Annotated in this window: 11 protein-coding genes and 5 pseudogenes; 8 read left to right on the top strand and 8 right to left on the bottom strand. The window is 65.4% G+C overall.

All coding sequences use genetic code 11. The annotated features are described in order from the left end of the window. Positions 1-24: 24 nt before the first annotated feature. The 5 genes and pseudogenes from T428_RS27485 to T428_RS32765 all read right to left on the bottom strand — a co-directional run bounded on the left by T428_RS27485 (position 25) and on the right by T428_RS32765 (position 3,046). A pseudogene (locus T428_RS27485) lies at positions 25-1,168 on the bottom strand (acyl-CoA dehydrogenase family protein). Between the two features lie 7 nt (positions 1,169-1,175). After that, positions 1,176-2,001, bottom strand: a pseudogene (locus tag T428_RS27480) (SDR family NAD(P)-dependent oxidoreductase). A gap of 19 nt (positions 2,002-2,020) precedes the next feature. Further along, positions 2,021-2,431 (bottom strand): annotated as a pseudogene (locus T428_RS27475) (MaoC/PaaZ C-terminal domain-containing protein). Between the two features lie 27 nt (positions 2,432-2,458). Further along, positions 2,459-2,725, bottom strand: a complete 267-nt coding sequence (locus T428_RS31155) for a hypothetical protein (protein WP_156942933.1) — start codon at positions 2,723-2,725, stop codon at positions 2,459-2,461. A gap of 168 nt (positions 2,726-2,893) precedes the next feature. Further along, positions 2,894-3,046 carry a hypothetical protein gene (locus T428_RS32765; protein WP_156942932.1) on the bottom strand — a complete coding sequence of 51 codons (153 nt, stop codon included), beginning with the start codon at positions 3,044-3,046 and terminating at the stop codon, positions 2,894-2,896. 201 nt (positions 3,047-3,247) lie between these two features. Between T428_RS32765 and T428_RS27465 the strand changes: the two genes are divergently transcribed. Next, complete coding sequence (locus tag T428_RS27465; RefSeq protein ID WP_245604867.1) at positions 3,248-4,192, top strand: EAL domain-containing protein; 945 nt, start codon at positions 3,248-3,250, stop codon at positions 4,190-4,192. Positions 4,193-4,209: 17 nt separating this feature from the next. Beyond that, positions 4,210-4,416, top strand: coding sequence for a hypothetical protein (locus T428_RS34470; protein WP_245604866.1), 207 nt, complete (start codon positions 4,210-4,212; stop codon positions 4,414-4,416). Positions 4,417-4,421: 5 nt separating this feature from the next. Here T428_RS34470 and T428_RS27460 read toward each other — a convergent pair whose 3' ends face one another. Together T428_RS27460 and T428_RS33580 are read right to left on the bottom strand one after the other, a co-directional pair. After that, positions 4,422-6,617, bottom strand: a complete 2,196-nt coding sequence (locus T428_RS27460; protein WP_211243937.1) for a winged helix-turn-helix domain-containing protein — start codon at positions 6,615-6,617, stop codon at positions 4,422-4,424. After that, positions 6,618-7,163: a P-loop domain-containing protein gene (locus T428_RS33580; RefSeq protein WP_211243936.1), complete on the bottom strand. Its 546-nt coding sequence runs from the start codon at positions 7,161-7,163 to the stop codon at positions 6,618-6,620. Positions 7,164-7,369: 206 nt separating this feature from the next. On the opposite strand from T428_RS33580, the gene T428_RS0111745 reads away from it, so the two are divergent. The 4 genes from T428_RS0111745 (at position 7,370) to T428_RS0111735 (ending at position 9,698) form a co-directional block, all read left to right on the top strand. Continuing rightward, positions 7,370-7,723, top strand: a complete 354-nt coding sequence (locus T428_RS0111745) for a hypothetical protein (RefSeq protein ID WP_025736634.1) — start codon at positions 7,370-7,372, stop codon at positions 7,721-7,723. 85 nt (positions 7,724-7,808) lie between these two features. Continuing rightward, positions 7,809-8,393 (top strand): hypothetical protein, encoded by a 585-nt coding sequence (locus T428_RS34465; protein WP_245604865.1) that lies wholly within the window; start codon positions 7,809-7,811, stop codon positions 8,391-8,393. After that, complete coding sequence (locus T428_RS34460) at positions 8,317-9,033, top strand: sensor histidine kinase (RefSeq protein ID WP_245604864.1); 717 nt, start codon at positions 8,317-8,319, stop codon at positions 9,031-9,033. Before T428_RS34465 ends, T428_RS34460 begins: the two co-directional genes overlap by 77 nt. Then, a complete protein-coding gene (locus tag T428_RS0111735; RefSeq protein ID WP_025736633.1) occupies positions 9,030-9,698 on the top strand; it encodes a response regulator transcription factor in 669 nt (222 codons plus the stop codon). The genes T428_RS34460 and T428_RS0111735 overlap by 4 nt, the downstream gene beginning before the upstream one ends. Before the next feature lie 8 nt (positions 9,699-9,706). Here T428_RS0111735 and T428_RS0111730 read toward each other — a convergent pair whose 3' ends face one another. Then, positions 9,707-11,182, bottom strand: coding sequence for a glycoside hydrolase family 183 protein (locus T428_RS0111730; RefSeq protein WP_245604863.1), 1,476 nt, complete (start codon positions 11,180-11,182; stop codon positions 9,707-9,709). A gap of 512 nt (positions 11,183-11,694) precedes the next feature. Between T428_RS0111730 and T428_RS27450 the strand changes: the two are divergent. Together T428_RS27450 and T428_RS27445 are read left to right on the top strand one after the other, a co-directional pair. After that, positions 11,695-13,019 (top strand): annotated as a pseudogene (locus tag T428_RS27450) (MFS transporter). A 228-nt stretch (positions 13,020-13,247) separates the two neighbouring features. Beyond that, positions 13,248-14,458 (top strand): annotated as a pseudogene (locus T428_RS27445) (acetyl-CoA acetyltransferase). Position 14,459 lies beyond the last annotated feature (1 nt).

The following is a 14,459-nucleotide window of genomic DNA, read 5'->3' as shown; positions in this document are numbered from 1 at the left end:
TTCGCCTCCTCCCACCAACGCGGTTCATAACGAACGTTTGACCAGTTCTTTCATCACTTCATTAGTGCCGGCGTAGATCTTTTGGGCACGCGAATCGGCGTGCATCCGCGTGATCGGGTACTCGAGCATGTAGCCATATCCACCGAACAGCTGCAAGCATCGATCGATGACGTGACACTGCATATCGGTGACCCACGCCTTGGCCATCGACGCCGTCGCAGCATCGAGTTCTCCGCGCAGGTGCTTGACGACGCAGTCGTCGACGAAGGTACGCGCCACCCGCGCGATCGTGACGCAGTCGGCGAGTTCGAAGCGCGTGTTCTGCATGGAAAACAGCGGCCTCCCGTAGGCGCAGCGCTGTTTGGTGTAGGCGATGGTGTCCTCGACCGCACGCTCCAGCGTGGCGATGCCGACGAGGGCCACAATCAACCGCTCGTGCGCAAGCTGCTTCATCGCGTAGCCATAGCCGGCGCCCTCCTCACCCAGCAGGTTATCCGCCGGCACCCGCACGTCATCGAAGAACAGTTTGGCGGTGTCTTGGGCTTTCATCCCGAGCTTGTTCAGCACCCGGCCCACCCGGAAGCCCGTGGCGCCGTTCGTTTCCAAGACAAGCAGGGATACGCCTTTTGCGCCCGCGGCCGGATCGGTCTTGACCACGAGGACGATCAGGTCCGCGCTGGCGCCATTGGAGATGAACGTCTTGGACCCGTTGAGTCTGTAGTGGTCGCCATCGCGGATGGCGGTGGTGCGAAGGGCCTTGAGGTCGGAGCCGCCCCCAGGCTCCGACATCGCGATCGCGCCGACGTATTCGCCGGTCGCCATCTTCGGCAGCCACCGCAACTTCTGTTCTTCGGTTCCGTACGCGAGGAGATAGTGGGCGACCAGGCCGCTGTGCACTTGATTGCCGAATCCGCTGTCGCCACAGCGGTACTGTGCCTCGAAGATGGCGAAATCATGGGCGAGTGTGTCGCCGCCCCCGTACGTCTCAGGAATCGAGGCGCACAACAGCCCCAACCGGCCTGCAGCCAGCCAGAATTCACGGTCAACGCACTGCTGTTGCTCCCAGCGTTCCCGATTGGGCAGGGATTCGCTTTCAAAAAAACTTGGTCGTCTGCTTAAGTTCGACGATTTCGTCGTCGACCCACGGCGAACGGTGCGCCTGGCTCACGGTTCCCTCAGAAGTTCAGCCCGCCACCGCAGACCAGGGTCTGCGCGGTCACGTAGTCCGACTCTGGTGTACATAGCAGGTAGACCGCACCGGCCGCTTCGGCGGGGGTGCCGGCCCGCCCCAGCGGGATCAGCTGTTCGGTCGCGGCAATCAGACCGGGATTGAGGCCCACTTGAATCTCCTTGCCTTGCACCGTGATCTTGTTGTCCGCTGCCGAGGACTCGGTGAGGCGGGTCTTGATGAATCCGAATGCGACGGCGTTGACCGTGACGTTGTAACGGCCCCACTCCTTGGCCAGGGTTTTGGTCAGACCCAGGATGCCTGCCTTGGCCGACGCGTAATTGGTCTGCCCGGCGTTGCCGCCCACCCCGGCCAACGACGAGATATTGACCACCATGCGACATGGCACTGACTCACCGGCGGACTTGGCGCGCTTGACGAATCCGCTGATGACCGGCTGTGCTGCCCGCAAGATCTGAAACGGTGCCTTGAGGTGCACGTCTAAAATTGCGTCCCACTGTTCGTCGGTCATCTTCTGGATCACCGAATCCCAGGTGTAGCCCGCATTGTTGACGATGATGTCCACCACCGAAGGTGTCGACGGCGGTCTGCACGAATCGCTCTGCGAAGCCGTCGTCGGTGATGCTCCCTACGCAGCTGGCCGCCTTGCCGCCGACCTCCTCGATGGCCGCGATCGTCTCGGCGGCGGGTTCGGCGTCAAGGTCGTTCACCACGACGTTGGCGCCTTCGGAAGCCAGCTTGACAGCAATCTGACGGCCGATCCTACGGCCCGATCCCGATACGATCGCGACTCTGCCGTCTACAGTTCCCATGTATAGCAGTGCCTTTCAGCTAGATAGCGACGACGGCGTCGCCGGTGAGGGTGGTAGTGCCGTCGGGAAGCCGCACGGTCAGTTCGAGGGTCGCCAACCGTTGGCCGCCCACGTCGTCAACCCGCGTCACTCGACCGGTACACGTCGGTTCGCCGCGTACCGGTGTTATCGCGACGAACCGGACGCGATAGGAGCGAATCTGCCGCTGGGGCACTCAGTTCGTCAACAATCGGCCCGGGTAGGCCATGGACAACATGCCATGCGCGAACACGGCGGACAGGCTCACCAATTTGGCGGCGTCGAGATCGACGTGCATCGGGTTGTGGTCGCCGGAAACGCCGGCAAACAGCGCCAGCGTGAGCCGCGAGATCGGAGGAACCTGCAGCGGTTGCAGTTCGGTTCCGGCCACCACGGGCCCAGCGAGAGTCATGCTGGTTCCCGGGGTTTTGGATCACGATCACCGATTGAGTGAATCGCGGTCGGTACCGCGCAGGTCGTTTCGCAGCGTGTGCATCAGCGACAGAATGCCAAAGGGCACACCGAGATTGAGCACCGCAACGGTGATCAGCCCGGCACTGATCAAGGCGACGTCGCCGGTGGCCGCGATGTATCGATGCACCAGGATCGCCGCGCAGATCGCGGCCACGAAAAAGTTGGTCAGCAGACGAACCGAGTGGAAGTACGCGATGAAGCCCCCGAGAATCGCGAAAACCGTGCATCCCATCAGACCGGTATAGGGATTGGATAAACACAGGGACGCGACGGCTATGGCCGTCATCGCCGACAGCGCAAAGAGGATCGACTCCCGGCGGGTGGGCCAACGAATCAACCACAGCGTCGCACCGACAAGCCCCAATACCGATATCGCGACCGAAATCGCCCGCAGGGCCGGCTAGGTGGGCCCCGTCGGACTCCACAACATGATGGTCGGCAGCGCCGACTGCGCGACGATCGCAAGGAAATTCGATCGTTGCCAGACGATTTGCAGACTGCGGTTCTTCAAATAGGCGCTGAGAAGGTCGTAATGATCCGATTGCTTCACCATCGAGATATGCCCATTCGGGGCCCGCGGGCCGGGACAATACCGGCACTATTCTACGGAGGTCCAACAAGCTGCCACCCGTTAGGGTAGTCGGCGGGGCGAAAAGGGGCGGCGGCCCAATAAAAAGCAATGTTCGGCGTTAGCGTGAATTCATGACCGCTGGATATCCGCGCAGCTAGCCCCGTGATAACCCCTGGGCCGACCATGACCGACGCACTCGACGAGGCGGTCACGGGCACCGGGCTGGTCTCGAAATTCCAGCAGGTGGTGGCGCTACCGAGTGAAACGGTAGTCGGCTATGAAGCGTTGGCGCGCTGGCCGGAACTGGGCGACCCGTCGCCGATCGACGTTTTCGCCCGCGCCGAGGAAACCGGCCGGTTGAATACGCTGGACCGCGCATGCATTCGTGCCGCGGCCCGCGGGGCGCTGCGGGGCTGTTCCACGCCCGGGATGTTGCTGCTGATCAATTGCGAACCCGCGACAACGCACGTCGATCCGAATCAGGACGACGACGTTATGCGCGCCGCCTCGCGCTTCCGGCTCACGTTCGAAGTCACCGAGCGCGGATTGTTGACCAATCCGCGCGCACTTCTGCGCAAGGTCGCGGCACTGGGTTCGTCGGGATTTGCGATCGCGCTCGACGACATCGGCTCGCACCCCGATTCGCTGGTGTTGCTCGATGTGCTGGCGCCGGAAATCCTGAAACTCGACATGGGCTTGATACAGCACCAGCCGGATCGGATGCAGGCCCGCACCGTCGCGGCCATCACCGCGCACCACGAACGGACCGGTGCGGTGATTTGCGCGGAGGGTATCGAAACCGACGACCATCTGGAACAGGCATTGGCCTACGGTGCCACGCTCGGTCAGGGCATCCGCTTTGGGCGCCCCGGAGACCTCTCGACCACGCCGCGGGCCTTCTCGCGGCCGGCGAGAGCAAAGCCACCGAGGAAAGTCGAGCCGGTGAATGTTGTTCTGGCAGCGACGATTCCGACAACACGGATCGTCCGCAAGCAGACCGTACTTGAACTCGCCCGACACATCGGCCGGACAGCCCTCGCCGCGGAAAGCCCTCCGATGATTCTCTTCACCATGAAGCACACGGCCGACATTCAGCGGTTTTCGGCCACCATCTGCCCGAAGACCTAGGACCCCTAGTCCGGCAGGTGCGGCTTGACGAGGACGACCCGCTAAGACACGAGTCGACCATCCTGGTGCTCGGTCCCGACACTGCCGCCGCACTGATCGCGCGGGAGCGGACGTCGCCCGGATACCGAACGGACGGCGACGATCTGCGTTACGAGATGTCGATCACGTTCGACCGCGCCCGCGTCACCGCGGCGGCACGAAGCTTGCTCGGCCGCCTCGCTTGATCGGTTCATGGCAGGAGCCGACGTCGCCGCGCCTCCGCGATCGATTCGCCGCGGCGAGCGACACCGAGCTTGACGTAGATGCTCTTCAAATACCACTTGACGGTGTTGACGGTGACCCCGAGGTCGCGGGCGATCTGCTTGTTGGAAAGGCCGCGTTCCAGCAGATACAAGATATCCATTTCGCGGCCGGTCAGCCCCTCCTCGGGCAACGGGCTGCGCTGCCCGGCACGGCCGATCACCGGAATCGCCGCGTGCTGCGCGTCGGCGTGCGCGGTGCTCAGCAACGTCGACAGGTAGTCGACCGGTAACGCCGCAAGATCTCGTTCCCGACGACCGGTTCGGCTGGCTTCGCGCAGACCGACGACGACGTTCATCAGCTCGGGCCCCGCATCGACGACCGTCCGCAGCAGCCCGGAATGTGCTCCCGCGACCAACGCGGGCACGAGGGTCTCGATTGCCGCACGCGTGTCGCCGGCCACGGCAAATGCCCGGGCAAGTGCGATGGTGCTGGCGATCTCGCCGTACCGTGCTCCCACGGCGCGGCACTCCCGCGCGACCCGGGCAAGCAGTGCGGTCGCGGCCTCGTGCTCGCCGCGCGCGCTCAGCACCTGTGCCTGCATGTTGAGCCGGTAGTGGCGCACGGCCATGGCGATGCCGTCCGGCCCCGACGCGACCGCGCTGTCCTGACGGACGAGCACATCCTGGGCACGGTCGAGCTCACCCACGGCCAGGTGCAAGCCAAGGCGCGCACAGTCGAGAGCGGCAGATAACCGCGGCAACGAAAGCCGTTGTGCGGCTTGACTTCCCTCGCTCAGCAGCGCGAACGCGCCGTCCATGTCGCCGCGTAGGATCCTGACGCGCGCCAGCGTGTCGTAGGTGGCGATCATGAAGTCGGGTACGCCACTTTCCGCCCCGAGTTCGTGGCATTCGCCCAAAAGCTTTTCCGCGGCATCGATTTCGCCACGATCGTAGTGAAGGCGGCCCACCAGCGCGCCGGCCAACCGCGCGGCATGTGAATGTTCGCCGGCCATGCTCTGCGCCAGATCGCGGGCCTCGGCATAGCGCTGTTCGGCGGTGCCCAGGTCCAGCTGGGCGAACGCCGCCAGCCCCGCGAAGCATCGTCCGTACACACCGGCGAAGGGGCCGGCGGCCATCGCCTGGAACGGGTGGGCCCATTGTTGGCGTGAAAGCGCCTTGTCGTAGGCGAAGGTGTGGATGTTGACGAACGTGCAGATGTTGGCCGAGACGGCCACCAAAAACGGCCGGCAGGCCGGCTTTTCCACGAGGCACGGCGCGACCAGCGCGGCGGCCCGGTCGATGCGGTCGCGGTACACATCGGTACACGCCTGCACGACGTCGGCCTCGCCGAGGATCTCCGCGGTCGCCGCATCGGGTGACCCGTCCAGGGCGGTGCGCACGTGATCCAGTGCAACCTGGGCATCCTCGGCCCGCTGCAGCAGACAATTGGCCCACGCGATCGCGATCTGCAGTGCCGGCCGGCCGGGCACCAGGTCTTTCGGCAGTTTGCTCACCAGTCCGAGCAGACTGGCCATGCGGCTGTGCTCGACGAGGTACATGGCGTGCCGTTCCACCAGATCGACGGCCTCGCCGTCGTCACCGGTGACCACCGCGTGCGTGACCGCCTCGCTGAGCAGTCCCTGCTCGGAAAACCACGCGGAAGCGGTCCGATGCAGGTCGACGATCCGATCCGCCCGGTCGCGTGCCAGGCGTTGGCGCAGGTATCCGCCGAAGAGGTGGTGGTAGCGAAACCATTCGCGGTTGTCGTCGAGTGGCACCAGGAACATGTCGCGGCGTTCCAGCTCTTCGAGGACGGCCTGCCCGCGCGGCTGGCCGCTGACGGCTGCGGCGAGCCCACCGCACAGGCGATCGCAGATGGAGGTGGCCAGCAGAAAGTCGAGCAGCTCAGCGGGCAGACCGTCGAACACGTTTTCGGCGAGATAGTCCCCGATCGAGTGATGACGGCCCGAGAAGCCGCTGATCAGCGCCGACGCATCCTTGGTGTTGCGCAGCGACAGTGTCGCCAGTTGCAGTGCGGCGATCCAGCCGTCGGTGCTGGACCACAGCCGCAGCACGTCCTCGCTGTCGAGCTCGAGCGCGTTGAGCTCGAGCAAAAACGCCGCGGACTCGTCTCGGTCGAATCGCAAGTGCGACGCGTCGATTTCGCTGACCTGGTCGCGCACCTAGAGTTTTCCGATCGCCGGGGTACGGGTTCGGCTGGTCACGATCAGGTGCAGATTGTCCGGGCCGGCGTCGAGCAGGAATTCCAGTGCCGCGATCGTGTCGGCGTTCTCGATGAAATGCCAATCGTCGAGCACGATCGCCACGGGCCGGCGGTAAGCGGCCACGTGGTTGACCAGCTCGGCCAGCACGTAGCGCTGCGCGTCACGCGAATGCTGTTCGAGGAGATCGGCCAGTTCGGCGCCCACCGTGGGCTCGACAAGACGGACCGCCTCGATCAGGCTACCGAGGAACGAGAAGACGTCGTTGTCGTCGCGGTCGAGACTGATCCATGCCGTCGGAACGCCTTCGGCACGCAATTCGCGCTGCCACTGCAAAGCCAGGGTGGTCTTGTCGAATCTGGCCGGCGCGTGGATCAGGGCCAGGCGCTTGTTTCGGTTGGCCCGCAGCAGATCGATGAGGCGGTCGCGGGCGACGAGCCTGCCGAAGTGGGTCGGCGGCTGAATTCGGGTAGCGACGATCCGCGCGGGGCGCGTGTTGGTCGGCACCGAATTTCGCCTCCCCTCACGCGGCCGCCCTGCAATACAGGTGCGGCTTCAAATTCACCTTCCCCCCTCACACATTTAGTCCAACAGCGTTGCGTTCGCTAGAGCTGGAACTTTCGAATTCCGTGATACGGCAGTCGTATACGACGAGCGGCGCGGCTCCTACCACGGTCGCAGATCAAGATCGAACCCGAGCACGATGCGCGTCGATGGCCGAAATTCGTAGCGTCGATTCATGGCACAACACGAAGAGCGATCCGATGGCTGACATCGGCGCGGTGTGGCGGCGTTCGGCCCCCGTCGAACGTGCATTGGTTACCGGCTGGTTCGCCGTGGTTGCCCTCCCCGCAAACGCGGCAGAGGCGGGCGTCAGATCATTTCCCTTGCCCCGCAACAGTATCGGCCGCCTGCTGGCCGACCTGGTCGCGGGTAGCGCCGCGGCGGTCCGCAGCGCATTCCGGACCCGGGCGCCGCGCAACGAACCCCGGCAACGCTACCATCACCCACGTCGCGAGGCCTTAATCGAGGAGGCGGCGATGTCTCGCGAGATGTACAGACTCTGACCGGTCGCGATGTACTACCGGGGTAGGACATCGTTACCTGCCCCGGGGTGATGTCAACGATGCTTGGGCCCTTTACGATCAGGCCATGCCGCGCGCGCTGAAGCGCCGGGTGCAAGCCTGGGCGCGACGAAAAGAACAGTTGCTGCCCTATGGCTTCAGCATGACCGTCGTGGCCGGTTTCGACGCGATGATGGTCGTGGTGGGCAGCATCGCGGCACTGCAACGCCCCGCTGCCGAGTGGCCGATCGTGGTGATCGCGATGGTGATCGCGTTCAGCCCCGAGATCGTGTTCTTCACCTTCGATCTCAGCGGCATCGCCGACAGGAACGAGGGGCCGACGCTGTGGGCGGCGTTCATGGTGGGGACCGCGATCCTGCTGTTCGCCAGTCCCACCGCGATCACCGGCGATTTCGCTCCGCTGATGCTGACGTTGACCGTCGGCATGGTCAGCGCCATCACCTCCGCGCGCGGCGGCGCGCTCGCCGCTGCTTCCGCGGCCGCCCTGTTGGGCGTACGCGGCGGCCATGCGCCGACTGAACACCCCGGCGCTGTATCTGGCTTTCGTCGCAATCGGTTGGCTCGTCGGCTATCTCATGCGCACTCAGCAAGACCTGCTCACCAAGCAGGGCCAGATGCAGGACCAGCTGGCCCGGCACGCGGCCGCCGATGAACGCCGGCGCATCGCCCGGGAAGTTCACGACGTGATCGCGCATTCGCTCAGCGTCACCTTGCTGCACCGGACCGGCGCGCGCCACGCGCTCGAACACGACGGCGTCGACGAGGACTCTGTTCGCGCCCTGCAGCGCGCCGAACACCTTGGGCGACAGGCGATGGCCGATATTCGCCGCACCGTCGGTTTACTCGATGCCGAGACCACGGCACTCACTCCAGAACCCGCGATCACCGATATCCCCACTCTGGTCGAGGATTTCAGCCGTGCGGGGCTCGACGTCAGCTTCGGGGCCAGTGGATCTCTCGACGACGTCTCCGCGGCCGCGGGACTGGCGTTGTACCGGATCGCCCAGGAGTCACTGGCCAACGTCGCCAAGCACGCGCCCGACGCGGCGGTCCGGATCACCCTCACCGTCTCGCGAAACTCGGCGACGCTCAGCGTGGTCAACGAGCTGCCTGCCACCCACCGCGAGCGGATCGTGACGCCCGGGCGCGGGTTGCAGGGAATGACACAACGCATCGAATTACTGGGTGGCACAATCAGTTTCGGCCCAGACAAAGACGAGTGGTCGGTGTATGCCAGCGTGCCGTCGGCCGCCCACGAATCCGACCCGCCAGCCCGGGTGCAAGCCTCGTGAACGACGACGAATCCCTGGTGAATGCCCTGATCGTCGACGATCAGGAGCTGGTCAGATCGGGCCTGTCACTGATTCTGCGCGCCAAGCACGGCATCGTCGTGGTCGGCGAATGTTCGGACGGCGACGAGGTTCCCGATGCCGTGGCGCGACATCGACCCGACGTCGTGGTCATGGACCTGCGCATGAAACGCGTGGACGGGATCGAGGCGACCCGGCGTCTGACCGAAAGCGGCGGGCCACCGGTGCTTGCGCTGAACACGTTCAACGACGACGAACTGCTATCCGGTGTATTGCGCGCCGGCGCCGCGGGTTTCGTGCTCAAGGAGTCGCCCGCCGAGGAACTCATCCGCGCCGTCCGGGCCGTTGGCAGCGGCAACAGCTACCTCGACCCCGTCGTCACCGGGCGGGTCCTGACAACCTATCGCAGCATCGCGGCACCGCGCGCGGTCCCCACCGTCTCGATCGACGAGCTCACGCCACGGGAACACGATGTACTGACCCTGATCGCCAAGGGGCACACCAACGCTGAGATCGCCGACGAGCTCTTCATCTCTGGCCTCACGGTGCAAACGCACATCGGTCGCATCTTCACCAAGCTCAGGTTGCGTGACCGCGCCGCCGCGATCGTCTTCGCCTACGAGCACCGCATCATCGCCCCGTCCTGACGGTGCGACTACGGCAACACCGTGTGCATCAGCATCACGTCGTACGCCGACCACAGCGACAGGTTGAAGTACAGGTCCCGGCCCGACGACCAGGGATGGATCATCGGTGCGTAGATGCCGCCGGGCATCGAGAACGACGAGATGAGCGGCTGCTCCGCGCTCCACGGGCCCTGCGGCGTCGGTGCGGTGCGCGCCACGACGTCGTTGCTGCCGCCATTGGTGTACAGCACCAGATACTGCTTCAGGTAGCTGTTGTACTGGGCCGACATCTCACCGACCGGCCCGGGCCAAAGCGGCGTCGCCGCACCAGGATTGGCCGGAACCCAGTGGCCGCCATTGTCGCCGTTCCAGTATTGGTACTTGCTCACATCGGGCAGCTGACTCGGCACGACGCGCGACAGGTAGGCCGCACCGCCACGTCCCGACGGCGTTCCGAAGTTGTAGATGTAGCCGTCCTGCCCCTTCATGAACGCGCCCATTTGGAAGTTCTCGTTGCCCGGGGTGAACCCGGCGCCGGGCACCGTATCGGGTGCGGCCGTCCGTATCGAGCTGGGGAAAATTCCCCAGTTCTGGCCGTTGTCATTGGATCTCGCGATCGCCGAATAGTTCGTCGACCATTCGCCGTCGCGACCCCATTGCCGGATCGACATGTAGCTCATGTACTGCGTGCGGCCCAGTGAGATGCCCGACGTCGGGATGATTCCGGTTTCGTGCCGTGCCTTGTGGATGGTGTTGACGACCTGCTTCGACAGGCCGTTGGTCCACACCGGCGAGCCCGAGTAGTTGTTGTTGGGCACGCCGTCGGCGAAGTGGATTCCCTGCGACAGATCGCGGTCGTTACTGCGAAACAGCACGTTGTACCGCCATTGCTGGCCGCGGACCTTGCAATAGCCGAAGGTGTCTCCGAAGGCCATCAAGGCTTGGCGGTTGACGGGATCGCCGTTGTCCCAAATGATTCCGAGGTCCGTCCCGGAAATGCCGAAACGCTGCAGGGTTTTGTTCGGGCCGTTCGGTCCGGTGACCCAATCGACCAGCGAGGTCGGGGCACCCGCGATCTGGGCGGGCGGTGGCGGTGCGGGCTGGGGCGCCGGCTGCTGGCCCGGTGGAGCCGCATTGGGCCGCAGCGGCGTCGCATTCGGGGACTGCGGCAGCCCCGGCACGGGCGGGTTCGGTGCCGGCGGCGGCACCACACCGGCCTGCGGAACCATCGGGGCCGAGTAGCGCTGGCCCCCGCCGGTAGCCGGCTTGAGGAACGAAGAGATCAGCGGGCCCAACTTGGGCAGCGGCGCCTGGTCATTGGCGTGCGACGGCCGTCGCCCGGTCGGCGGTTGGACCACCGGCTGAGGTGCGGGCATGGCCGGCGGCGCGGCGGGAGGTTCGACGTTGGCCTCGGGAGCCCCACACGGCGTGGCGTTTGCTGATGGCGCCGGGCCCGCCGCGACGATGTATGCGATTGCGGCCACCGGCACCACCGCTAGCGACATGGTCCGAAGAATCCCCGACAAAGTCACACCCTTCCAGAAGCGAGACGTCACATTGACGTACGCAGTTGGCTCATGTGACGATAGTGATTCACGGGGCATATGTGACCAGCCGGTAGCTAATAGGTATGCATCCGTGACCGTGTCGCAACCCAGGTTTCAAGCGTTTCCCAGGCGGATTTGCTACATGCGTTATCCCGGGGGCCCGCTGCCGTCCTCGGGCCCGGAGCGCCCGCCGCCATCCGGCCCCCGGCTGCCGAAACCCACCGCCGTGCCCGCGATCCTTCGGGCGCGCGACGCAACGGGCCGGGGACAACCCGCGTTGCCAGGCCGGACCCGGTACGCTCCCATCCGCAGCACACCCATCATCCGGTGACTCGCAGGAACACGGGTCCGGACTGCCGAGTGGGTGGGCAATCCGCCAAGGAGGGCGAGCGGTGAGCACGGGTAATAGGTTGCAGCCGAAACGATTCGGACCCGGACGCGGATACCTTAATTGTGTGGTCGCCGCCTCGATGGCCGGCACCGTCGTCGAATGGTACGAGTTCTTTCTTTACGGCACCGCGGCCACCCTGGTGTTCGGGAAGGTCTTCTTCCCCAAACCTGGACGCCATTCTCGCGGCCTTCGTGACCTACGCGGTCGGCTTCGCCGCGCGCCCGTTGGGCGGCATCGTCTTCGGCCAGCTCGGGGACCGTTACGGACGCAAGAAGCTGCTGCAGCTGAGCCTGCTGCTGGTCGGCGCCTCCACCTTTGGAATGGGGTGTCTGCCGACGTTCGCTCAGATCGGATACTGGGCCCCGGCGGTGCTGGTGACGTTGCGATTCATCCAGGGTTTCGCCGTCGGCAGGGAGTGGGGCGGGGCGGTTCTGCTGGTCGCCGAGCACAGCCCCAACGCCAGCCGCGGATTCTGGGCAAGTTGGCCACAGGCGGGCGTACCGGGCGGGAACATGCTGGCCACCGCGGTACTGCTGGTCCTGACCTCTACCCTGTCCGACGCGGAATTCCTCAGCTGGGGCTGGCGGGTGGCCTTCTGGTTGTCCGCCATCGTCGTCCTGATCGGTTACTACATCCGCACCAAGGTCACCGACGCCCCGATCTTCCTCGAAGCGCGGCGAGAGGCGGAGCGCGCCAAGTCGACGCGGGCCGGTGTCCTGGAAGTGATAAAGCGTTATCCGCGCGGCATTTTCACCGCCATGGGACTGCGGGTGGGTGAAAACATTATGTACTACCTGGTGGTCACCTTCTCGATCACATATCTCAAGGTGCATTTCCACGCCAACACCAAAGCCATCTTGTGGTGGCTGTTGATCGCGCATGCCGCGCATTTCGCGGTCATTCCCTTTTTCGGCCGGCTCAGCGACCGATTGGACAGGCGCCCAGTCTATTTCGCCGGTGCTGTCGCGACCGCCACCTGGGGGTTCTTCGCATTCCCGATGATGAACAGCGTCCGCAACGCGATCATCATGTCCGCCGTCGTCATCGGCCTGGTGTTCCACGGCGCGATGTACGCGGTTCAGCCGTCCGCGATGGCCGAGATGTTTCCGACCCGGATGCGGTATTCGGGCGTGTCGCTCGGATACCAGGTCACCTCGATCGTGGCCGGCTCACGCGCCGATCATCGCCGTGCGACTGCTCGAGACCTACAAGTCGGCGGTGCCCATCGCCTGGTACCTGGCCGCCGCCGCCGCGGTGAGCGCGGTGGCCGCCGTGGCCGCCCGCGAGACCAAGGGCATCGACCTCGCCGATGTTGATCTCGCCGATTATCACAATGCGCGGGAGGGGTCCACGCGGACTCCGGATGGCCCCGAACCCACCGAACTTGTCGGGGGCGCCGTCTAGGCACAATGCCTCGCTGAGCTGGACGAATCCTCGTTCACACAGGTCAGAGCGATCTCAGGCAACTTGACACTAGTTAATTCGCGATGTTTGCCGGGCGGTGAGGATGGTAATGCCCCAAAAGGGTGGGCGCGTCGGCGGGCCTACGCGCCCATCTAGGTCCCGTCGGTTCAGCCCGAGAGCCGACGGGTCCGCCATTTTCGGGGTCATCCAGGAGTACCGTGCGCTGATATGGACGGCGCGGCAAACGTGTGGATTCTCGGCGGGTACCAGAGCGATTTCGCCCGCAACCTGACGAAGGAGAACCGCGACTTCGCGGCGTTGACCGGCGAGGTGGTCGACGGCACCCTGGCGGCGGCGAAGATGGACGCCGCCGACATCGGCGTGGTCCACGTCGCGAATGCCTTCGGCGAGCTGTTCGCCGGCCAGGGGCACCTCGGCGCCATGCCCGCCACGGTGTGTGACGGGCTGTGGGACACCCCCGCTTCCCGGCACGAGGCCGCGTGCGCGTCCGGCAGCGTCGCGGCGCTGTCGGCGATCGCCGATCTACGCTCGGGCGCCTACGACACCGCGCTCGTGGTCGGGCTCGAGCTGGAAAAGCCGGTGCCCGGCGACGTCGCCGCGGTTTATCTGGGCGCCGACGCGCGCTACCTGTGGCCGTCGATGTTCTCCCAAGTTGCCGACGAGTACGACCGGCGCTATGGCCTGGACGACTCCCACCTGCGGGCCATCGCGCAGCTCAACTTCGCCAACGCCCGGCGCAACCCCAACGCCCAGACCCGCGGGTGGACCGTCCCCGACCCGATCACGGCCGACGACGCGACCAACCCGATCACCGAGGGCCGGCTGCGCCGCTACGACTGCAGCCAAATGACCGACGGCGGTGCGGGTTTGGTGCTGGTCAACGACGCCTACCTGCGCGACCATCCCGACGCGCGCCCGATCGGCCGCATCGACGGGTGGGGCCACCGCACGGTCGGGCTGGGTCTGCAGCAGAAGCTGGACCGGTCGGCCTCGCAAACCGCCGGGGATCCTTACGTCCTGCCCTTGTGCGATCGGCGGTGTTGGACGCGCTACGGCGCGCGCAGGTGTCCCTGGACGACCTCGACGGGTTCGAAGTGCACGATTGCTTCACGCCGAGCGAGTATCTCGCCATCGACCACATCGGGCTGACCGGTCCGGGCGATTCGTGGAAGGCCATCGAGAACGGGGAGATCGAAATCGGCGGCCGGCTTCCGATCAACCCCAGCGGCGGGCTGATCGGCGGTGGGCACCCGGTCGGGGCCTCGGGCGTGCGAATGCTGCTGGACGCGGCCAAACAGGTCAGCGGCGCCGCCGGTGATTATCAGGTCGACGGCGCAACGGCCTTCGGGACGCTGAACTTCGGCGGCAGCACCGCCACAACGGTCAGCTTCGTCGTCGGCACCACCGAGGGCGCATGAC

This window comes from Mycobacterium genavense ATCC 51234 (assembly GCF_000526915.1).
In the GTDB taxonomy this organism is placed as follows: domain Bacteria; phylum Actinomycetota; class Actinomycetes; order Mycobacteriales; family Mycobacteriaceae; genus Mycobacterium; species Mycobacterium genavense.
This window is presented reverse-complemented; position numbering and strand designations above follow the sequence as displayed.